20 protein-coding genes are annotated in these 19,452 nt (G+C 51.4%); 7 read left to right on the forward strand and 13 right to left on the reverse strand.

What is annotated here, in order from left to right:
• Positions 1-55: 55 nt before the first annotated feature.
• A complete protein-coding gene (locus DMB82_RS12300; protein WP_116155108.1) occupies positions 56-385 on the reverse strand; it encodes a DHCW motif cupin fold protein in 330 nt (109 codons plus the stop codon).
• Between the two features lie 65 nt (positions 386-450).
• Complete coding sequence (locus tag DMB82_RS12305) at positions 451-987, reverse strand: rhodanese family protein (protein WP_102119494.1); 537 nt, start codon at positions 985-987, stop codon at positions 451-453.
• A gap of 405 nt (positions 988-1,392) precedes the next feature.
• On the opposite strand from DMB82_RS12305, the gene DMB82_RS12310 reads away from it, so the two are divergent.
• Complete coding sequence (locus DMB82_RS12310) at positions 1,393-2,793, forward strand: EmmdR/YeeO family multidrug/toxin efflux MATE transporter (protein WP_116155107.1); 1,401 nt, start codon at positions 1,393-1,395, stop codon at positions 2,791-2,793.
• A gap of 43 nt (positions 2,794-2,836) precedes the next feature.
• Here DMB82_RS12310 and DMB82_RS12315 read toward each other — a convergent pair whose 3' ends face one another.
• The 3 genes from DMB82_RS12315 to ompX form a co-directional block, all read right to left on the reverse strand.
• Entirely contained in the window at positions 2,837-4,006 is a 1,170-nt protein-coding gene (locus DMB82_RS12315; RefSeq protein WP_116164021.1) for an MFS transporter, read from the reverse strand.
• Between the two features lie 483 nt (positions 4,007-4,489).
• Positions 4,490-5,494 (reverse strand): IS110 family RNA-guided transposase, encoded by a 1,005-nt coding sequence (locus DMB82_RS12320; protein WP_228399994.1) that lies wholly within the window; start codon positions 5,492-5,494, stop codon positions 4,490-4,492.
• Positions 5,495-5,643: 149 nt separating this feature from the next.
• Entirely contained in the window at positions 5,644-6,159 is a 516-nt protein-coding gene (ompX, locus tag DMB82_RS12325) for an outer membrane protein OmpX (RefSeq protein ID WP_039480180.1), read from the reverse strand.
• A 376-nt stretch (positions 6,160-6,535) separates the two neighbouring features.
• Between ompX and rhtA the strand changes: the two genes are divergently transcribed.
• Positions 6,536-7,423, forward strand: a complete 888-nt coding sequence (gene rhtA / locus DMB82_RS12330) for a threonine/homoserine exporter RhtA (protein WP_116163290.1) — start codon at positions 6,536-6,538, stop codon at positions 7,421-7,423.
• On the opposite strand, the gene DMB82_RS12335 is transcribed toward rhtA, so the two are convergent.
• The gene (locus tag DMB82_RS12335) at positions 7,411-7,962 is read right to left on the reverse strand and encodes a shikimate kinase (RefSeq protein WP_102119490.1); all 552 of its coding nucleotides are present in this window, start codon (positions 7,960-7,962) and stop codon (positions 7,411-7,413) included. The genes rhtA and DMB82_RS12335 overlap by 13 nt on opposite strands.
• Positions 7,963-8,320: 358 nt before the next feature.
• Between DMB82_RS12335 and dps the strand changes: the two genes are divergently transcribed.
• The 4 genes from dps (at position 8,321) to glnQ (ending at position 11,366) form a co-directional block, all read left to right on the forward strand.
• Entirely contained in the window at positions 8,321-8,824 is a 504-nt protein-coding gene (gene dps / locus DMB82_RS12340; protein WP_102119489.1) for a DNA starvation/stationary phase protection protein Dps, read from the forward strand.
• 390 nt (positions 8,825-9,214) lie between these two features.
• Positions 9,215-9,961 carry a glutamine ABC transporter substrate-binding protein GlnH gene (gene glnH, locus DMB82_RS12345; RefSeq protein WP_116163288.1) on the forward strand — a complete coding sequence of 249 codons (747 nt, stop codon included), beginning with the start codon at positions 9,215-9,217 and terminating at the stop codon, positions 9,959-9,961.
• A 26-nt stretch (positions 9,962-9,987) separates the two neighbouring features.
• Complete coding sequence (gene glnP, locus DMB82_RS12350; protein ID WP_010294864.1) at positions 9,988-10,647, forward strand: glutamine ABC transporter permease GlnP; 660 nt, start codon at positions 9,988-9,990, stop codon at positions 10,645-10,647.
• Positions 10,644-11,366: a glutamine ABC transporter ATP-binding protein GlnQ gene (glnQ, locus tag DMB82_RS12355; protein WP_102119487.1), complete on the forward strand. Its 723-nt coding sequence runs from the start codon at positions 10,644-10,646 to the stop codon at positions 11,364-11,366. The genes glnP and glnQ overlap by 4 nt, the downstream gene beginning before the upstream one ends.
• Positions 11,367-11,602: 236 nt before the next feature.
• On the opposite strand, the gene DMB82_RS12360 is transcribed toward glnQ, so the two are convergent.
• Complete coding sequence (locus tag DMB82_RS12360; RefSeq protein ID WP_116163286.1) at positions 11,603-13,471, reverse strand: M3 family metallopeptidase; 1,869 nt, start codon at positions 13,469-13,471, stop codon at positions 11,603-11,605.
• Positions 13,472-13,556: 85 nt separating this feature from the next.
• A complete protein-coding gene (ybiB, locus tag DMB82_RS12365; protein WP_116155102.1) occupies positions 13,557-14,525 on the reverse strand; it encodes a DNA-binding protein YbiB in 969 nt (322 codons plus the stop codon).
• On the opposite strand from ybiB, the gene DMB82_RS12370 reads away from it, so the two are divergent.
• Complete coding sequence (locus DMB82_RS12370; RefSeq protein WP_103941301.1) at positions 14,524-14,766, forward strand: hypothetical protein; 243 nt, start codon at positions 14,524-14,526, stop codon at positions 14,764-14,766. The two genes, ybiB and DMB82_RS12370, sit on opposite strands and share 2 nt — an antisense overlap.
• Before the next feature lie 113 nt (positions 14,767-14,879).
• Here the strand turns inward: DMB82_RS12370 and DMB82_RS12375 are convergent, their stop codons facing one another.
• From DMB82_RS12375 to DMB82_RS12395, 5 genes are read right to left on the reverse strand one after another with little or no spacing between them, the layout of a single operon-like run.
• A complete protein-coding gene (locus DMB82_RS12375) occupies positions 14,880-15,521 on the reverse strand; it encodes a tail fiber assembly protein (RefSeq protein WP_116163284.1) in 642 nt (213 codons plus the stop codon).
• Positions 15,521-17,377 (reverse strand): phage tail protein, encoded by a 1,857-nt coding sequence (locus DMB82_RS12380; RefSeq protein WP_116163282.1) that lies wholly within the window; start codon positions 17,375-17,377, stop codon positions 15,521-15,523. The genes DMB82_RS12375 and DMB82_RS12380 overlap by 1 nt, the downstream gene beginning before the upstream one ends.
• Before the next feature lie 2 nt (positions 17,378-17,379).
• Entirely contained in the window at positions 17,380-17,961 is a 582-nt protein-coding gene (locus DMB82_RS12385) for a phage tail protein I (protein WP_102118678.1), read from the reverse strand.
• Positions 17,954-19,057, reverse strand: a complete 1,104-nt coding sequence (locus DMB82_RS12390) for a baseplate assembly protein (protein WP_116163280.1) — start codon at positions 19,055-19,057, stop codon at positions 17,954-17,956. The genes DMB82_RS12385 and DMB82_RS12390 overlap by 8 nt, the downstream gene beginning before the upstream one ends.
• Complete coding sequence (locus DMB82_RS12395; protein ID WP_010286901.1) at positions 19,048-19,395, reverse strand: GPW/gp25 family protein; 348 nt, start codon at positions 19,393-19,395, stop codon at positions 19,048-19,050. The genes DMB82_RS12390 and DMB82_RS12395 overlap by 10 nt, the downstream gene beginning before the upstream one ends.
• Positions 19,396-19,452 lie beyond the last annotated feature (57 nt).

Below are 19,452 nucleotides of genomic sequence, written 5' to 3' on the forward strand. Positions count from 1 at the left end.
TTTCTCGTAATATCGAGGGCTACTCTCTCCGTCATTCCGAGTTAGCCCCCTCACATCAATCGACAACAAACAGCCTAGCGCCCTTCTCGGTGTAGGAGCGATGGGCTTCTGCGTTATCCGCAACCTGATAGCTCATTCCCGGTTTAAGGACAAAAACACGACCGTCGTCCAATTCTGTATGAAGCTCGCCTTCAAGGCACAGCAGAATATGCCCTTTAGAGCACCAGTGATCGGCCAGATAGCCAGGCGTGTACTCAACAATACGAACCCGAATATTATCAAAACGCTGTGTTCGCCAGTAGGCGATCCCCGTCTCACCTCGGTGCTCGGTGGGCTCTATTTGCGACCAGTCAGTCGTACCAAACGGAATGTTTTTCATGTCCATATTACTGCCCCTATTCTTTAACGTTATCGGTTAACACTCCGCTTACCGGCAAGCCATCCGGCACATCAGCGTTTGGCGGTACGGTTCCACGGCATTTTCATCAACAGCCTTGCCATACCACAAAAACCCGTCACCCCAGCAAACAGCAACCCTGCCCCAACAAAACCGGAGAGCAGGAAGAAAGCGCTGTTTACGCTGTAACCCAGTAATACACCACCCAGAATCAGTACGCCAGCGACGATTTGAACCTGCCGCATGAGTTCAATCGGCTGTTTACGATTCACTTCCGTCGAAAATCCTACCTTTTTCCATGCACTCATTCCCCCTTCAAGAAGAAATGCCGTTGCAGGGGAAACTGCCTGCGCCAGCAAGTCAGCATTCTGTTCCGAGCGCATGCCGGACAGACAATGGAAAATCACAATCTTTCCTGCCCTCTCATCATCAGGAAGGATATACCCAGCAGAGGAATTCAGCGGGTGCAACCTTGCCTGTGCGATGTGCTCGCGGGCATATTCTTCCGGCTGGCGAATATCAATGAGTATCGCCCCTTCATCTAACAATTTGCGGGCCTGGATCGGTGAGATAGCAAGTGGCGTTGGCATGATCGTGATCCTCTTTTTGAGTGGCTAAAAACCGGCATAATACATCGTTCAACGTGGCATTCAGCCAGCAATGAAGGTGACATCGCTGATTGTCTACGTGCCACCATTAGTTTAGTAAAAACTAATTAAGTGAAATCTAAATTAAATAATGGGCACGCGCAACAACTTTCCACGCGGGGAAAGCAATCCAGACTGGACATCGATTTAGCGACTGATACTCTATAAATAGAAACGCTATTTTAAAAAACAGACATACTGCCGCGATCGCACAAAAGAGATCAGTAACGGTATGGGTAAGTCACTGTATGCATAAGTGCCGTGCAAAAATAATGTTATTTGTGAGCCACCTTGTGGCTCTGTTTACCGTGCCGACTGGGAAACTTGCGATACCGCCAAGATCGTTTCATGAAAAAATTAAAAGACACAGACTGGTATAAAAAGCGTTACTCCAACCGCGTTCTCTTCTGGAGAGAAATCTCACCGCTCGCCTTCCCGATCTTTATTGAAGGCCTTTGCGTCGTGTTAATGGGGGTTTTCAGCACCTTCCTAGTCAGTTGGCTGGGAAAAGAAGCCATGGCGGCCGTCGGTCTGGCTGACAGTTTCAATATGGTCATCATCGCGTTCTTTACCGCGGTCGCATTAGGGACAGCCGTGGTTGTCGCATTCAGTCTGGGACAGCGCAACAGAAAGCAGGCGCGATCTGCCGCTCGTCAATCGATGTCATTACTGGTTCTGTCATCGTTTCTGTTGGTCGCGCTGGTTGAATTCGCCGGCTCAGCGATTATCGATCTGATCGCAGGACAGGCCGACGTACAGGTTAAAGCCCTTGCTCTCACATTCCTTCGCTGGACAGTGTGGGGCTATCCGGCTGTCGCCATCGCGCTGGTAGGCTGTGGTGCGTTGCGGGGTGCGGGCAATACCAAGTTGCCCATGGTCATCAACATTGGGATGAACATTCTCAATATTGCCATCAGTAGCCTGCTGATTTACGGTGCATTTTCCTGGGATGGCCTTGGTTTTGTTGGCGCGGGCATTGGTATTACCATTTCGCGCTATATCGGCGCAGTATTCGTGATTCTGACGCTGATGCACGGTTTTAACGGTGCGCTGCGTATTCCCTTCAAGTCTTACTTTGCGCCTTTTACCCTGTCGATCCTCTATGAAGTACTCAGTATCGGTATTCCCGCCAGTATTGAATCCGTGATGTTTAACATCGGCAAGCTCATCACCCAGCGTTTTGTGGCCGATATGGGAACCGAGGTCATTGCCGGGAACTTTATTGCTTTCTCCATCTCAACGCTGATCAACCTTCCAGGTAATTCGCTCGGCGCCGCCGCCACGATTATCGTTGGCACTCGTCTGGGGAAAGGCCAGGTCATGCAGTCCACCCGCCAGTTGAAGCACATCTTCTGGCTGTCCAATATCGGTCTATGCGTACTTGCCGTACTGTCGGTGCCGAGCGCCAGCTTTTTGGCGTCGTTTTACACCAATGAGCCGGAAGTTATCGAAGTGGCAAAACATCTCCTGTGGCTCAACGCGCTATTTATGCCCATCTGGGCGGCGTCCTGGGTGCTTCCTGCTGGTTTGAAAGGCGCGAAAGACGCCAGCTACACCATGTGGGTGGCAATGGCGGGGATGTGGGGATGTCGGGTCATCGCAGGATATATCCTCGGCGTGATGCTCGGTTTTGGCGTGATCGGCGTATGGATGGGGATGTTCTTTGACTGGATTGTACGCGGGTTCTTCTATTACCGCCGCCTGATGAGCGGGCGCTGGCTATGGCGCTATCGTCCACCGACAAATTAATGATAGCGAGCGGGTTTCCGCTCGCTTATAACACCACAAACGGCTAGCGACTCGGGCTCTTCACCGGAGCAAAACGGGTCGCCATGATAATCAACACGACCACACCGACGGCCATAATCATCCAGGCCTGCTCCAGACCCGCCGTATGCTGGCGTATAAAACCAGCCAGCAAAGGCATCAGGCTAGCGAGGATGTAACCGCCGCCCTGTACAAAACCCATCAATGAACCGGTTTTATGTGACTCGGTCACCTGATCCAACGCCACAATGAGCGATAGCGGGAACAGCGCACCTATACCAACGCCCAGCATAATAATAATGGGATACGTGAACGTCAGTGGAGCCACAATCAACCCAATCATCCCCACCAGCATCACGCTCAAGATAGGAAGCAGCAGCTTACGTCGATCGGGAAAACGGTTGATAAACGTGGACACCAACAGGCCAGAAATCACTTCTGTCAGCGTTAATCCGCCCAACATCAGGCCGCTTTGCGTCGCATCTAACCCCAGTTGAATGTAATACGGCGGCAGCCATGCCAGCACCAGCGTATACGCGCCCGTACCAATGCCGAAGAACACCATCAGCAGCCAGTCCATTCCGCTTCGGCGCGTTGCTATGACAGCCGCCGAATCCTGTTTTGCGGTGTACGCTTTAGGGATACACCGCCAGGCCACCGCAGCCACCAGCGCCAACATTCCCCAGCAGGCCAGCGCACGTTGCCAGCCCCACGCATTTGCCAGCGGAGAAACCGATGAAGCCGCAAACGCCGCACCGGTCATAATCGCCGTGGTATAAAAACCCATGAGGAGACTGCTGTGGCGACCAAAATGGAGCTTGATAAACGACGGCACCAGCGCCTGAATCAAGGCAATCCCGATTCCGGCAAGCGCGGCGCTAACCAGCAGTGCAATACCGCTATTCAGCCACCAGCGGGCGCTGCACGCCAAGGCAATGACCACAATGCCCAGCGTGATTCCCCGATATTCACCAAGACGCGCCTGCAATTGGCCGCCATATAACGCACACCACCCCATCGCGAACACTGGGAGCGTGGTTAGCATCCCCGCCATGCTGTCATCCAGACCCGTTGCAGACTGAATCTGATCCAGCAATGGGCCAATCCCCGCCAGAACAGGACGTAAATTCAGCCCCAGCAGGATAATCGTGAAGAACAGAAAAGCCCGCGTGCGGACTGTTGATGTCACTGCCATGTATAACCTCAATAGCTTGAGTAAATCACTACGACTTGATGAGCATTATCTTCACATAAAGAATCTTAACGTCAAGATAAATTCTTATAACAGACGATGCTGCATGCATTTGATCAATGCTGGCAAGAACGACGGGATATCGACCGACTGGAAAGTGACTGGATAGATGACTGGCGAAACTTGTCGCTAATTTAGTGCCATAAAAAATCTATGGTCACCCCCGTTTTTGCAACACCGATTTTGATTTATGATGGGCTTGCTTAAATCTATACGGCGTCTGATGGGTAACTCTGCGTTGCCCGCGCCACGATGAAGTCCGCACCTGCTGAACCTTAAAAATCCGGCGGCTTCAAAGAGCCATTTTTTATGTCAGGTTCATCCGCAGGTCGCTGTGCCGTTCATGTCATCAATAATCAGTCTTCGCAAAACCAGATGGTAACCCGGTAATACCTCAGAGCTAACAGCCGCTAACTGTTAGCTCTTTTAGTGACTAAAGGCGGTGCGGTGCACCGTCACTGCCCAGGCTATTCGGGCCAGTTTATTGGCTAGTCCGCATGCCACTACGTTCGAGTGATGCCGCGTCTGCTGCACCTTCACCCACTCAGCCAGTCGCCCCGGATTATGCTCGAGCCGCTGCATAAAAACCCGTGCGCACTGGACTAACAGCCGTCGCATATTTTTATCCCCCCGCTTACTTATCCCCATCAGCGTCGTTTTTCCGCCCGTGCTGTACTGTCGTGGGACCAATCCCGTCGAAGCGGCAAAGTCCCGACTGCTGGCGTAGTTTTTCCCATCGCCCAGCTTCGTTGCCAGAAGACTCGCCGTTATCATTCCGACGCCGGGAATGGTCAGCAAACGCTGCGCGGTATCATCATCCGCCATGTGCGTTTTTAGCTCCTGTTCGAGCCCTTCAATCTGTTCGCTGAGATAAGAATAATGCTGATGAAGCCGGAGAAGCAGGCGGGTTAAATAAGGGGGAAGTTGATGTTCTTCAAGCACCGCGGTCAGACGCCGGATAACGGCAATGCCGCGCGGCATACTTATCCCGAACTCCAGCAGGAAAGCGTGCATCTGGTTAGTGGCTTTGACGCGCTCCCTGACGAGGGCATCACGAACGCGATGCAATGCAGACATCGCCTGCTGGTCTTCCGTTCGTGGCGTAACGAAGCGCATAGAGGGCCGCGATGCCGCTTCACAGATAGCTTCTGCATCAATAAAATCATTCTTGTTACTTTTAACAAAAGGCCGAACAAACTGCGGTGAAATGAGTTTAACCTGATGGCCGAGTTGGCTGATGTGTCGGGCCATAAAGTGCGCACCGGCGCAGGATTCCATCACAACGGTGGCGGCAGAACAGGTGGAAAGAAAGGCGGTTAACTGGGTGCGAGAAAACTTCTTACGTAGCAATGCATGGCCGCTTTTATCCTGAGCGTGGACATGGAACGAATGCTTGCCGAGGTCGATACCGATGAGCGTAACGTTTTGCATGATGATCCCCTTCAGAAAGAAAAACACCCTGTCAGCGTACCGCTCACAGGGTGGGGGTGACCATCTCATTAATCCGCCCTAAAAAGAGCGGATTCTTCCGACACATCTAACAACCAACGCTGAGGGTAAACACCCCAGACAGGGTTAGATTAGAAGCGGTAACCTACGCCAACAGCCCAGGCACCAACGTCAACACTGCGGATACGGCTTTGTTCGTAACCCACATCCAGCGCAACGTCCTGCATTGGGTTGAACTGAACGCCCGCACCGTAGGTGAAGCCGTAATCGTCGTTGCTGCTGTTGTTCAAACCGTTGGTCGCGTTGTTCGTTACTTTACCGTGGCTGAAACCAACAACGCCGTACAGGCTTGCCCAGTCATTCAAACGGTAAGCAGGACCCGCAGTAAAGCCCATGTATTGGCCTTTATTGTAGTCGCTGCCATCGCTACCATTTTTTTCCAAGTAGGTGAATGAGCTAATAACGCCCAGTGGGTTATTATCTTGCTCGTAACGATATTTCAGGTTAAAGCCTTTAACTTTATTTTGTACGCCCTGAGCATCACCTTGAGCATAGCCTGCAGTTACAGTACTTTGACCAGCAAATGCAGAACCTGCGCCAACGGCTAATACACAAGCCAGAGCGGAAAGACACGCGATTTTTTTCATATTTACAGCCTCAAATTCATTTTATGAAAGACTCACTAACGGGGCAAATATAACAAATAAATTCGAGAATTGCCGCCCTATAAATATTTATCAATTAGGCTTTAGATGTAACAAATATTGTCAAAATCAACCTATCACCATAATTACATTGAGTTTTTCATTGTGACAGTTAGATTGAAAATAAATTCACAGCAGAACGACAAAGCAGATAATTCTTAATTCTCCGCTCAGTTTGTATGCTATTCGTATTGGACAAAAATAAACCAGTTAAATGATGCGTAAATAAAGGTCAATAAAAGTCAATTCATGCCAGACAAATTGTTTACAATTGGATATAATAGCAACGGAATGTCATATCTGTTTTAAGGCCAAAAGAATGACCTCATTTTCCCATCGCACCCCATCATTTTTACCTGTACTGCTCATCATTATCTCAATGCTATCTATCCAAAGTGGCGCTGCTATGGCTAAAAGCCTGTTTCCGCTCATCGGAGCCACTGGTGTCACCGCATTGCGTCTGGGAATTGGTACGATCATTCTGTGCATCATCTTCAAACCGTGGCGTATGCGTTTTAGCAGTAACCGCCTGCCGCTGCTGGTGTATGGCATGACACTGGGCGGAATGAATTTCTTGTTCTACCTCTCATTGCAGACGGTGCCGCTCGGCATTGCTGTCGCACTGGAGTTCACCGGCCCGCTTGCCGTTGCGATGTTAGCCTCACGCAGATCGATTGATTTTCTGTGGATTTTTCTGGCTGTTGCCGGACTATGGTTCTTATTGCCGCTGGGACACAATATCGGCAATGTTGACTTAACGGGTGCGGCTTGCGCTGTGGGTGCGGGTGCCTGTTGGGCACTTTATATTCTGTTTGGGCAAAAAGCGGGAGCAAACCACGGGCCGGGAACCGTCGCTATCGGCTCCTGCATTGCTGCGCTGATCTTCTGCCCTATTGGTGCGTATTACGCAGAGAGCACGCTGTTCTCGCTCTCGATACTCCCGCTCGGTATTTCCGTCGCCATCCTGTCCACCGCGCTTCCTTATTCTCTGGAAATGGTGGCATTAACCCGTCTGCCCGCCAGAACGTTCAGCACGCTGATGAGTATGGAACCCGCTATTGCCGCCCTCTCCGGGATTCTTTTTCTCGGCGAACATTTATCGTTCATACAGTGGATGGCGCTGATCTTTATTATCATCGCGTCAATCGGCGCAACGCTGACAATAAAACCTGCGGGTGGGGCAAAAGTAACGACTCAAGCCGAATGAGTGTGTATTTCCTTGGGAAAGTGTTGCAGAAAAGTTTCACATTCCCGAGGAGAATGCACAGTAATAAAACGGATATGACGATAGTGAGGATCGGCTAAATCCGCCAAATACCGTTTCCGGTTTCTTGAATAGGTTTTTATTGTCCAGAGGATAATGGAATCCCGACTAAAGAAACTGCGGAGAAAAGACTCTTTATTACCCGTGCCGCTCCAGAGCTCCTCTTTACGCCATGCCCGAAGAGAGGCACGCCGTACCGCCTGAAAAAGCGTGCGAGTAAAGCTGTAATCGACCCAAATCACGACATCAACATTGCGCCATTTGATCTCACGCGTTCGATTATAGTTGCCATCCAATACCCAGCTTTCAGGCTCCAGCGCACTTTCAAGCCGTTGAAAAAAATCGGCATCCGTCCGTTCTTGCCAGTCCTCCAGCCAAAACAATGCATCCATCTCAATGTACGGAATAGCCAGCTTTTCAGACAAGCGGCGAGCGAGCGTAGATTTGCCGCTTCCACTGGTGCCAATAATATTCACTCTCATTCACCACGACTCCTTTTACTCGCACACGCTATATTTTAAGAAGAAAACGATACATTTTAAGAGGGAAACGACGCTGTCATTCTATTTAAGCAATAGCGGATAATAATTATTTTTATCTAACCGATGATGATATTTATCAATATATGACATGATATTTCAATGGAAATTGAATATTACACTTACATCACCGCAGCCACATTATTGGTATCAGAACAATCCTGACTACAAATACCCACACCATTGTTATGCTATAGCTATCCATTTGATAGGTGATTCTTTTCAATATTAATTTTTATCACTGCTATAATTAACCACATTGAACAGTAAGACTATCAATAATTAAAGAGAGGATACTATTATGCCTACCGCCAAACTCGTGAAATCAGCACCGTCCGCACTGCTTTACACTCGCAATGATTTGGATGATAGCGTTAAGGCCTCGACGATCGCGCTGTTAAACCAACTGGTTGTTGATTTCATCGACCTGTCGTTGATTACCAAACAGGCGCACTGGAACATGCGTGGCGCAAACTTTATCGCCGTCCATGAAATGCTGGATGGCTTCCGCACCTCGATTATTGACCATCAGGATACCATCGCCGAGCGCGTGGTGCAGATAGGCGGTGTGGCGCTGGGTACGGTGCAAATCGTGGGTAAACAAACCTCACTGAAAAGCTACCCAACCAACATCCATAGCGTTCAGGATCATCTTAAAGCGCTGGCCGAACGTTATGCGATTGTTGCTAACAATGTACGCAAAGCCATTGGTAAAACGGAAGATGAGGCCTCTGCAGATATTCTAACCGCCGCATCACGCGATCTGGATCAGTTCCTGTGGTTCATTGAATCAAACATCGAATAGTCGGCGTTATCACCCCGTGAACGCGTTCAAGGCTGCTTAGGCAGCCTTTTTTCTGCCAGTCTCCCGACTCAAGCCGCCCTCTTTTCTGGCATAACCCGCACAAACCACGCATTTTATCCGTTAAGACGCTCAAAAAATTAGCTTTTGCCCGTATTAATTGGCCATAACGCTAATCAACGGTTGTTTCCCTTCTGTAAATCAGTTAATCATAGCAGCGCCTTGCCTGAGCGAATCGGAGGTGAAAATTTCACCGCTAGCAAGGCAATAAATAAAGCAACAGGTTAAGCACAGCGCAGGGTAACTGACTCAGGTTTCACTTTCATACGATGTACTATGCTTAAAACGCCTGTAAAACAAAAAGCTTCCACAACTGCTAATAGGAAGGGTTTAATGAAATCACTACTTAAGGTCTCTTTGGCTGCACTGACGATGATGATGAGTGTTTCTAGCTATGCGGCTGAGAAAGAACTGATTGTCGCAACCGACACCGCTTTCGTCCCCTTTGAATTCAAACAAGGTGACAAGTACGTCGGCTTTGACATCGACCTCTGGGATGCGATCGCAAAGCAGCTCAACCTGAAGTACACCCTGAAGCCAATGGACTTCGGCGGCATTATTCCTGCACTGCAAACGCGTAACATCGATCTGGCACTCGCAGGCATAACCATTACTGAAGAGCGTAAAAAAGCAATCGATTTCTCTGACGGTTACTACGATAGCGGCCTGCTCGTGATGGTCAAAGCAGACAACAACGACATCAAAGGCGAGCAGGATTTGGCGGGTAAAGTCGTTGCGGTGAAGAGCGGTACAGGTTCCGTTGATTACGCGAAAGGCAATATCAAAACCAAAGATCTGCGCCAGTTCCCAAACATCGACAACGCCTACATGGAATTGGGCACCAACCGTGCTGACGCCGTCCTGCACGACACGCCAAATATTCTCTACTTCATCAAAACCGCAGGCAACGGCCAGTTTAAAGCGGTAGGTGATTCCATTAAAGCCCAGCAATACGGCATCGCGTTCCCGAAAGGCAGCAACGAGCTGCGTGAAAAAGTGAATGGCGCCCTGAAAACACTGCGTGAAAACGGCACTTATGCTGAGATCTACAAGAAGTGGTTTGGCGTAGAACCTAAGTAATTGCCGATTTAATCTGGAGATATTCCATGCAGTTTGACTGGAGCGCCATTTGGCCTTCTCTGCCCCTCCTGATGGAAGGGGCGAAAATGACGTTGTTGATTTCTGTTCTGGGTCTGCTTGGCGGCCTGGTGATTGGCGTGGTCGCGGGTTTTGCCCGCGCCTACGGCGGCTGGTTTTCCAGCCGCATTTCGCTCGTTTTTATTGAAATCATTCGCGGCACCCCGATCGTTGTGCAGGTGATGTTTATCTACTTCGCCCTGCCGATGATTTTCACATCCGTACGAATCGACCCTTTTGCTGCCGCCGTCGTCACCATCATGATTAACTCTGGTGCTTACATCGCGGAAATCACCCGTGGCTCGGTATTGTCGATTCATAACGGTTTCCGTGAAGCGGGTCTGGCGCTTGGGCTGTCTCGCAGTGCGACGTTACGTCACGTGATTGCCCCACTCGCCCTGCGCCGCATGCTGCCGCCGCTGGGTAACCAGTGGATTATCAGCATCAAAGATACGTCGCTGTTTATAGTTATCGGCGTGGCTGAACTTACACGTTCGGGTCAGGAAATCATCGCGGGCAACTTCCGTGCGCTGGAAATCTGGACTGCGGTTGCCATTATTTACCTGTGCATCACGCTGATCCTCAGCTTTATTCTGCGTCGTCTGGAAAGAAGACTTAAGATTATATGATTGAATTTAAAAACGTATCCAAACACTTTGGCAAGACACAGGTCTTACACAACATCGATCTCACCATCGGTCAGGGTGAAGTGGTGGTCATCATCGGGCCTTCGGGTTCGGGTAAATCCACGCTGCTGCGCTGTATCAACAAGCTGGAAGAAGTTACCAGCGGCGAATTGGTTGTTGACGGCCTGAAAGTGAACGACCCTCGCGTTGACGAGCGTTTAATCCGTCAGGAAGCCGGGATGGTATTCCAGCAGTTTTATCTGTTCCCGCATCTTACCGCGCTGGAAAACGTCGCGTTCGGCCCGATTCGGGTACGCGGCGCGAGTAAAGCCGATGCCGAGAAGCTGGCGCTGGAATTGCTGGCGAAAGTGGGCCTGTCAGAACGCGCCCACCACTACCCTTCCGAGCTTTCCGGTGGTCAACAGCAGCGAGTGGCCATCGCCCGTGCTTTAGCGGTTAAACCAAAACTGATGCTGTTTGATGAGCCGACCTCTGCACTTGATCCAGAACTGCGTCATGAAGTGCTGACCGTCATGAAAGATCTGGCCGAGGAAGGCATGACGATGGTGATCGTCACCCACGAAGTGGGTTTTGCCCATAAAGTGGCCTCACGTCTGATCTTTATTGATAAAGGCCGCATTGCAGAAGATGGCGACCCAGAAACGCTGATTACGAATCCACCCAGCGACCGTCTGCGTGAATTCCTGCAACACGTATCTTGATCAATAAGGGGGCTTTCGCCCCCTTCAGACTGTTGACAAACCTATTTTCTGAACGAAAACGGGAGTAACGGAATAGAAGAGTAAAGCGTTTGCGCCAAGGATGGCGCAATCCGAGCGTACAGGGATGTATTTACAGCGTCTTTACGATCTATCCGTTACTCCCGCTCAACAGACTTTGTCAGCAACCTTAAGGGGGCTTTCGCCCCCTTTCTCTTACCGTTTTATGCCAATAAACGTTACGCTTGCGAGCGTGAGTATTCCCGCTCAATAAACGCTGCAAAATCCTGGCACATCTTCTCGTCCCCTTGCGCATTATCCGCCAGCACGCGGTTACCATCGACCACACGAATACGCGCAGACAGATCGAAATCTGCAGCAGGCTGAGGACGAGCTGCCGCCTTCGCCATCATCTCTTCTGCCTGTTGCCAGGCTTCATCGACCGTCAGATTGCAGGCCTGCGCCAGATAAGCGGGGTTGAAGCCCTCACCAGTCAGACTACGCAATGTATCGTCATGGCTGACGCTATTACCCGGCAGCCAATAGTGCTGCGCTAAATCAGGCCCGATAGCGGGGTTATCCGTCAGATAGCCGTCGCGTTGCAGGAAGTAGCTTCGCGTCTGTTCTACCGCCATCAGCGCCAGCAGGTATCCCTGATAAGAACACGCCAATTCCATCGATAGCAGATGAGGGATCGCCAGCGTCGGGCGTGGGCTACCGCTAATACCCAAAATACGCTGTTCGGTGTCACGCGCCAGTTTCGTCATCGCCTCTCGCGTACGTGCCTCGTCGTCCCACGAATAGAGTTGCCACTCAAAGTACGGCACCAGCAGGATGTGTCGCTCATTGAAAGCGCGCATTGGCTGCTGGGTACTGATATCCGCACGGATTAACTCATCAGGAATCGTCTCTCCCTGCGCATTCTTTGCATAGCGTTTTAACCAGTCAGCGTCACCCAGCAGGCTGTCGCAAAACATGGACTGCGTTTCGGCATAGGCCATCGACGTTGGCGGAAACTCCTGTGAAAAACAGGGCGCATTCTGCTTAATATTGGCAAAATGCGCGGCGTGTCCACCTTCATGGAACAGCGTATTAATACCACTGGCACCGCTGCCAATTTGATCCGGCTTTGCCAGACTGGTGAAATTAATCCGTGCCGGAACCCATTTCCCTTCCTGCACAAACGGCGGCACCGGGCCATGCATAAATCCGTTCTCGTATTTACCTTTGCGCACCAGCAAATCGAGCTGCATTTCTGCACCGTTAAACCCAATACGCAGACGCTTAAAGCTGTTGATCCAACGCTCCAGCGACGCAGAGAAAGGGAAATAGGGATCGAGCTGGCGCGTCACATCGCCCGCGCTGGCATAGCGAATATTCCACGGTTGCAGAGCCTCTTCGCCCTTTTCATCTGCCAGATTTTTCAGGCTACGGGCATTCGCTTCACGGGTCTGTTCCTCAAAAGGATCGAGGATGGCAAAAAGCTGCTCCGGCGTCATCCGCTCCGTCTTGTTGACCTTATAGTCAAAATAGTTGCGGTAGCCCATCTGACGGGCAAAGCGGTTACGCAGTGAAATCAGCTCAGGGAAGCCATTCTGCAACAGCCACTGTTCGAGATCGCGCAGCGCCTGCTGGGAACTTTGACGGTAGGCTTCGGTATCATTGGTCGCCTGATTGGTCAGCAGCTCTCCGAGTGAGGCGGAAACCCGTTCCCCTTTGGCATCCAGATGCGTCATTTCATAGGATTTACGCTTGGCGTATAACGCACTTTCGGCGGTGATGATCTCATCCATCAGCGCCTGAGCCTGCGGGTCTTCAATCACATTGCAGTCGAAAAACCGATACCAACCTTGCAAACCGTGCGACAGCGCCAGCTGTTGCTCATCACGCGGACTGTTTTCCAGTGTCGCAAGATGGGTTCTGAGTTCAGCCAGACGCTGCGGCTGCGAAATAAAGCGCTTATAGGCACTTTCTGCGGCGGAGAAACACTCAGACACCTCATCGTTGCCCGTTCCCATATACAGTTGCCAAAACAGTTCTTCTTTCGCCTGATGAACCGCCAGATAGTCGCGATTCAAGGCGTTAAAATAGTCCGCTACCTGTTGCATGCTATTCCTTCTCTCTTCCAATGACAGCCGTTTGGCTGCGTGAAGTGGCGCGATAAACGCGTCCGAATCCGCTCCGGCAAACCGATCAGCCAAGGCGTTTTTTAATCGTGGCGACAGCCTGTTCCATTGTCGCCGCTTCACCGGCAGCAACCAGACAGCACGCCAGTTGCAGACGAATCGCCTGCGGTATGGCAATTTCACCCGTCAGGCACTGTACCGTCCAGCGCGCGGTGGTGGCGGCATCCTTCGCAATCGGCAATGCATCGGGTGCGACTTTGATCTCCTGCCGAAGTTGCAGCACGTTGGTATTTTGCTGATGAATAAAATGAATTTCTGGGCAGCGCTGCGGGTTGGCATAAACCTCCCCCTCCGTACCGTGCATCAGAAGTGCGCGCCCGTTGATGTCATTAAAAAACGTCCCCACACGGGAAACATACTCAGGGTGAGAAACGCTGGCAACGCGCAGCGCGTCGCTTTCACCAAACGGCGTCGCCACCTTAGCCAGCGTGTGGCTACTGTTACGCACGCCCATACGCCAGCGCAGCTGTAGCTGACGATCGATGGCTGGGCACAGCGTCGATACAGGGATAAATACCGGACTGCCGTTATCAAGCTCCTGCTGCGCCTGCTCGGCATTCTCCGCAATCGTCACGCCAAGGTTACGTAAAATCTCGGCGCTGGTAACGCGGGTCGGATCCTCGCTGACGCCGTGAACCACAACCGGAAAACCCAGTTTTACCAACAGCAGCGCCAGCAGCGGTGTCAGGTTTGCCTGCTTCCGCGCCCCGTTATAGCTAGGAACCACGATGGGCATAGGGAAGCCCGCCGGCGGGGTCAGGCGCAACACATGCTCGTTCATCGCCTGATAAAACCCCAACATCTCAGATTCGGATTCGCCTTTGATGCGAAACGCAATCAACAGCCCACCGAGCTCCAGATCCGGCACGTCACCACGCAGCATCGCGCTATACAGTTCATAAGCCGTTGCCTGATCGACATCACGCGCATGATTTTTCCCGCGCCCCACTTCTTTGATAATTTTGGTGTAATCCATGCTGGCCTCTCATTTGCGGCGACACAGTAAAGAACTTATCAATGAAAATAACATGTTTGGTGGGGTTCTGGTCACTCTGGCGCAGCGGAAATTGCTATTGCGCGGCTTGGTCATGTTGCGCGCCGTTTTTTGCATAGAATCACAAATGATTTCGCATAAGCATGCGGCGAAAGAAAGCCGCGATTTGAGATTGTGTAAAATGAATCGAACTCTTGATTTAGGGAAAGAAAAAGCCCACTAGTTGAAGGCTGGTGGGCTTCGCTTTCTCCGATGTAACATTATTGTTTTAAAACTAATCACATAATGACATTCGCAGCGGTTGTTTTATAAACGTTTATACAGATCAATTTTGCGCTATTGATCGCTAACGCCGATCAATTCACTATCCGGCACAGTTGGCCAGTCGATATCAGTAGCGCTAACATCAACACGACTCAGCAGCACCGCGTATTTTTGCCACTCTGCCAGCGCGGCTTTCTCTTCTTCTGTCGCAATGTCCAAATTAACAGCATACGTTAACTCGTTAATGCGCGATGTTGCCGCAGCTTTGCGTGATGCTAACTCGCTCTGCGCTGCTTTTACTGCCGCTGCTGCCTGCGCTTCTTTGTCGAGCACCCACGCTTTGCCGTTCCAGACATCGAACTCAGTGGATGGTTTCAGCAGCGTGACGTTATCAGGCAGTTCGCCAAACTGCGTCACAGTCTGCGCCTGTCGTGTTTCCGTACTGTAGACCGTCTGGCCGCGATAATCCGGTACAACTGCCCACGCTTTACCGTCAGCGCTGCGGCGCAAAGCTTTGCCGACAGGCGGTAATTCGGGTTCGTCTGCGTAGCTGTCGGCGGGCAGACCAACGCCTTGCATGACATATTCATAACTCGCGCTCTGATACTCTCGCGTCGCGGGGTTAACGTGATAAACCGTAATCCACCCCGAGTTGATGGCTAATCCGTTTTCGTTCAGTTCTGCGTTTTTAATTTGTGTTGAATAGTTGCTCATTATGCTGCTCTCACGATGTAGTTGAATGCGATGTTGCGCGGGCGGTTTTCGTTTGCTGTGGGTACAACTTTTGATGCATCAAATGTGACAATTTTCCCCCTTTGGCCTCCAGCCAAACCTGCTGACGAACCGGTATATCTATTAGCATCAAAAACACCTGCGGTTTCTGTTGTATTGACGCGATCATTTAATTGTCCAATCGTCCCGACTATATTCCTGATTGCATCACTCTGCGCCGACAGCAGCGCACGCCCCGCATCAGCGCCGCGCCCATCATCCCAGCCGCGCACGAACTCGCCACGCAAATCTGGCAGAAAGCCAGAGGGGTAACGGGACGCTAAAACAGGAAATTGTGCGGTGTCGAACTGCTGACCGTTACATTTGAGCCAACCTGCGGGCGCGACGGCGCCGGGGAATGGCAGGGGTAGGCCCGCAATTTCAGCAGCAGTGACTGGGGATAATAGATTTTTATCAGTCCATACTTGGTACTTTGTTGTAACGGTTCCATCATTATTTCCCGTAGCAATTTCTACCCCACCATATGCTGTAGTCGAATCTGGCGATATTCCCGCAGATATAACAGTCCACAAATCATCCGCACGCATAATTAGTGCAGGTGAGTACTGTTTTGCTATCGAGTTAATTTCGTCATTTCGTATTATCTGTGATGGATTGGACATATTGCGTAAAAAAGGTAAAAATACATCGTCGTGCATTGATATTTTTGCGCCAAAGCCACCAAATCCATACTGACCAACTGACATTGGATTGGGTACGTTTTGATTATTCCAAAAGATTCCCCACCCCTTCCACGTGCCATCTTGTAGCGTATTTTGTAGCATCCACTGAGTATCAGAACCCAGTGATGTTGCAATTAATGTTGCGTGGTTTTTATTCCATTTCGTGAATGTGAAAAGAAAAACTGCCGCCAATCCTTGCGTAATACCTAACGGTAGATAACAACGATAAACCCCAGAAGCGGGGGACTGAGCAAAATAATCCTGAACGTTTGTTCCGTCAGGAATCATCACTGCGTCACTGCCCCATCCGAAATCTCCTGCCATCATCACGTTGCCCAATCCAACATTCTGGCGAAATTGGGATTTATCGGGAATATCCGCGCCGTTCTGGTCTTTTGCCAGTTTTCCAGACAACGCATTCAATATCGTGGTCGAGAAGTTCGGGTCATTCCCTAGCGCGTTCGCCAGCTCTTGCAGTGTATCCAGCGCCGCAGGGGAACCGTTCACCAGTGCGGCGACAGCCGCTTTAACAAATGCCGTTGTCGCTACCTGCGTATCATTCGATGCTTGTGCCGCCGTTGGTGCCGTCGGCTTACCCGTCAACGCAGGGCTCGCTTTTGGTGCATATTGCGTATGTGGATCAGCCGCTGAATTGTGTGTATTCAGCTTATTCGCAGCCTCAGTTTTTACATCAGCAATCGCATTCAACACCGTTGCCGAGAAACTGGGATCATTACCCAGTGATTTCGCCAACTCCTGCAATGTATCCAATGCCGCAGGTGCACCATTAATGAGTGCAGCAACAACGGACTTAACAAATGCCGTCGTCGCCACCTGCTGACTATTACTGTCGGTTGCAGGCGTTGGCGCTTTCGGCGTGCCAGTGAAAGTCGGATTATCCTTCGGCGCATATTGCGTATGCGGGTCAGCGGCAGCAGCGTGTGTCGCCAGATCGCTGCCCGTTTTTTCCTGCTCTTTTTTCAAATAGCGGGTACGACTGGCCAATTCTTTAGCCTGTCGGTTTGAAACGCCATCCGGTCCACCCACGACCGGATCTGACGTTTCGATTTGGTAAATGCCGTCAACCCATTGTGGGTTCTCTGACAAATTCGCCATGTTCAAGCGCTCCCATGATTGTAGTTACTGTCGTATATTGCCGTCCGGTTGTAGCGGATAGGCACTTCCCAATATTCGATACTGGCTAGATGGCACCGTGCCGGGGCAAACATCCCAATGGCATTGCGCAGCATTCTGGCCTGATCGTTGGTAATCGGTTGTTTTAGCAGCACGCGATAAACCGCCCACGCCGCTTTGTCGCCATGCACATAAAGGTTGTTGTAGGTGGTTTCGCCGTCGTAGCTCAGGCGGCCAATATTCTCGATCAGCGTGCTCTCGCCGAATCCGAAACGACGGATGATCTCTTTAATGCTCCAAGGCGTACCTTTGCTGCGATGCAGATCGATAGCGGCCTTGATCAGCGCACGTTTAGAGTCATCCGATTCCGCCAGTTCCCAGCCGTCGCCAAACAACGAGAACTGTTCTGCCAGCCAGGGCAACACGCTGCCGTCAGTGATATCGATCAGATAAACCAGCAAAGCATTCAGATCGATGTCATCGAAGCGGTCGGCCAATTCCGCCAGCGAACGAAAGCGGGAGTCAGCCGCCAACGGCGGTGGCAGCAGTTGTAGTGAATCAGCCATTCGACACCCCGACGACGCTGACATTGATGCCCGTACAGTTCGCCCATTCACTGTCATCAAGCACCATCAATGACGGCGAAACGAGCTCCACCTGATACACGCCGGGGATGGATAACGTGGCGATGATCTGGCTTGGGACAATATCGCGCCCCAACGTGGCAGTACGCGTTTCCACCCAGGCCTGCACCGCTTTTTCTGCGGCGGCCTGAACGACGCCAGCCTGTTCGCCGTTAAACAGCGTCAATTTGGCGCTGATGGCGTAATCCACCTGCGTGGGGGATTTGGCGGAAACAAAATCCGTCAGAGGGCGCACCTGTTCGTCAGAGCAAAAACTTTCCACCAGCGAGAGCATGCTGCTGTCCGGCAGGCCAGTACTGAGCAACGGATACAGCACCACTTCACCCGGTTCGGGCGACATCACCGCCACATCGACAATATTTTGGTGTGCCCGCATCGCATGGAAGCGATACGCCAGTTTCGATCCCGCCGTACTGAACGATTCCGGTGCCAGTTGAACACGTTCACGCAGGCGATCGTCATCTTCCTCGGCGGAACCGCCGCTGCTTTTGGTGATATTGACGACGCTCAAATCACTGTCGCCAATCTCATCCAGCAGCGTACTGATCTGGGCAGGCAGCCAGTCATTACCCACATCGCCAGTTTCGGTACAGGTCGCCAGCACGGTGACCCCGCTGCCGCTCGCTCTCAGCAGCGCGTCGCTGTCGGTGGTGAAAATCACGCTGTCTGATGCGCTAACGCGAGTGCCCGCAGGAATCAGCAGATCGCTGACTAACGGCGTTTCAGGGGTAAAGCGCAGCTCTGCACGCGCGGGCTGCGCCGCCAAACGGTAGACGCCGACCAGTTCCGCCAGATAATCCAGCATCGGTGCACGAGCAAAGGCGACAAGGTTCTGCTTGGCGGCTTCCTGGACCGCACTACGCAATAAAGTTTCCCGGTAAGCAAAGAGGTTGATCAGCAGGCGTTCGGCCTGCGCCGGATAGAGTGTTTTCCCCGAATCAGCTTCATATTTCACGATCATTTCAGCAGTAATCTTCGCCGCATCGCGTTCAACAAAATTGGGTTCTGTCAGCGCCATAACAACTCCGTGGTCTGTGTCGCGCCGTTAGCGGTTTTCCAGCTAACGTGCAGCGTCAGGTGAGCCCCATTCACAGAAGGTTTAACCGCCAGTAGCTGGCAGCGAGGTTCCCATCGTTTGATCGCGTCTACCGATTCCCTGACGACATGCGGGATCGCACGATCGATCGGATAATCGAGATACAGATGTAGATTGCTACCAAAGTCAGGCCGATGTGGGTCGCTGCCGCAGGGTGTCCGCAGGATGATGTGAATCGCCTGCATGATATCTGCCGTTCCTTCGACGATGTCGCCAGAACGTTGCAGCGCCGGTTGCCAAAAAACAGATTGAGTTTTCATAGGGGGCTATTGTCGCCCCCGGTGGGAGGGAGGAATATTAAAGCGGTTTAGGAAAAC

Source organism: Pectobacterium aquaticum (assembly GCF_003382565.3).
GTDB lineage: Bacteria > Pseudomonadota > Gammaproteobacteria > Enterobacterales > Enterobacteriaceae > Pectobacterium > Pectobacterium aquaticum.

Bases quoted from the DNA above. Each gene is read 5' to 3' on its own strand.
- DMB82_RS12370 (WP_103941301.1), top strand. From the start codon at position 14,524: ATGCTGGCCTCTCATTTGCGGCGACACAGTAAAGAACTTATCAATGAA.
- DMB82_RS12395 (WP_010286901.1), bottom strand. From the start codon at position 19,395: ATGAAAACTCAATCTGTTTTTTGGCAACCGGCGCTGCAACGTTCTGGC.
- rhtA (WP_116163290.1), top strand. From the start codon at position 6,536: ATGACCTCATTTTCCCATCGCACCCCATCATTTTTACCTGTACTGCTC.
- dps (WP_102119489.1), top strand. From the start codon at position 8,321: ATGCCTACCGCCAAACTCGTGAAATCAGCACCGTCCGCACTGCTTTAC.
- DMB82_RS12385 (WP_102118678.1), bottom strand. From the start codon at position 17,961: ATGGCTGATTCACTACAACTGCTGCCACCGCCGTTGGCGGCTGACTCC.
- ybiB (WP_116155102.1), bottom strand. From the start codon at position 14,525: ATGGATTACACCAAAATTATCAAAGAAGTGGGGCGCGGGAAAAATCAT.
- DMB82_RS12360 (WP_116163286.1), bottom strand. From the start codon at position 13,471: ATGCAACAGGTAGCGGACTATTTTAACGCCTTGAATCGCGACTATCTG.
- DMB82_RS12335 (WP_102119490.1), bottom strand. From the start codon at position 7,962: ATGAGAGTGAATATTATTGGCACCAGTGGAAGCGGCAAATCTACGCTC.
- DMB82_RS12305 (WP_102119494.1), bottom strand. From the start codon at position 987: ATGCCAACGCCACTTGCTATCTCACCGATCCAGGCCCGCAAATTGTTA.
- glnQ (WP_102119487.1), top strand. From the start codon at position 10,644: ATGATTGAATTTAAAAACGTATCCAAACACTTTGGCAAGACACAGGTC.
- glnP (WP_010294864.1), top strand. From the start codon at position 9,988: ATGCAGTTTGACTGGAGCGCCATTTGGCCTTCTCTGCCCCTCCTGATG.
- DMB82_RS12320 (WP_228399994.1), bottom strand. From the start codon at position 5,494: ATGCAAAACGTTACGCTCATCGGTATCGACCTCGGCAAGCATTCGTTC.
- DMB82_RS12300 (WP_116155108.1), bottom strand. From the start codon at position 385: ATGGACATGAAAAACATTCCGTTTGGTACGACTGACTGGTCGCAAATA.
- DMB82_RS12315 (WP_116164021.1), bottom strand. From the start codon at position 4,006: ATGGCAGTGACATCAACAGTCCGCACGCGGGCTTTTCTGTTCTTCACG.
- DMB82_RS12375 (WP_116163284.1), bottom strand. From the start codon at position 15,521: ATGAGCAACTATTCAACACAAATTAAAAACGCAGAACTGAACGAAAAC.
- glnH (WP_116163288.1), top strand. From the start codon at position 9,215: ATGAAATCACTACTTAAGGTCTCTTTGGCTGCACTGACGATGATGATG.
- DMB82_RS12310 (WP_116155107.1), top strand. From the start codon at position 1,393: ATGAAAAAATTAAAAGACACAGACTGGTATAAAAAGCGTTACTCCAAC.
- ompX (WP_039480180.1), bottom strand. From the start codon at position 6,159: ATGAAAAAAATCGCGTGTCTTTCCGCTCTGGCTTGTGTATTAGCCGTT.
- DMB82_RS12380 (WP_116163282.1), bottom strand. From the start codon at position 17,377: ATGGCGAATTTGTCAGAGAACCCACAATGGGTTGACGGCATTTACCAA.
- DMB82_RS12390 (WP_116163280.1), bottom strand. From the start codon at position 19,057: ATGGCGCTGACAGAACCCAATTTTGTTGAACGCGATGCGGCGAAGATT.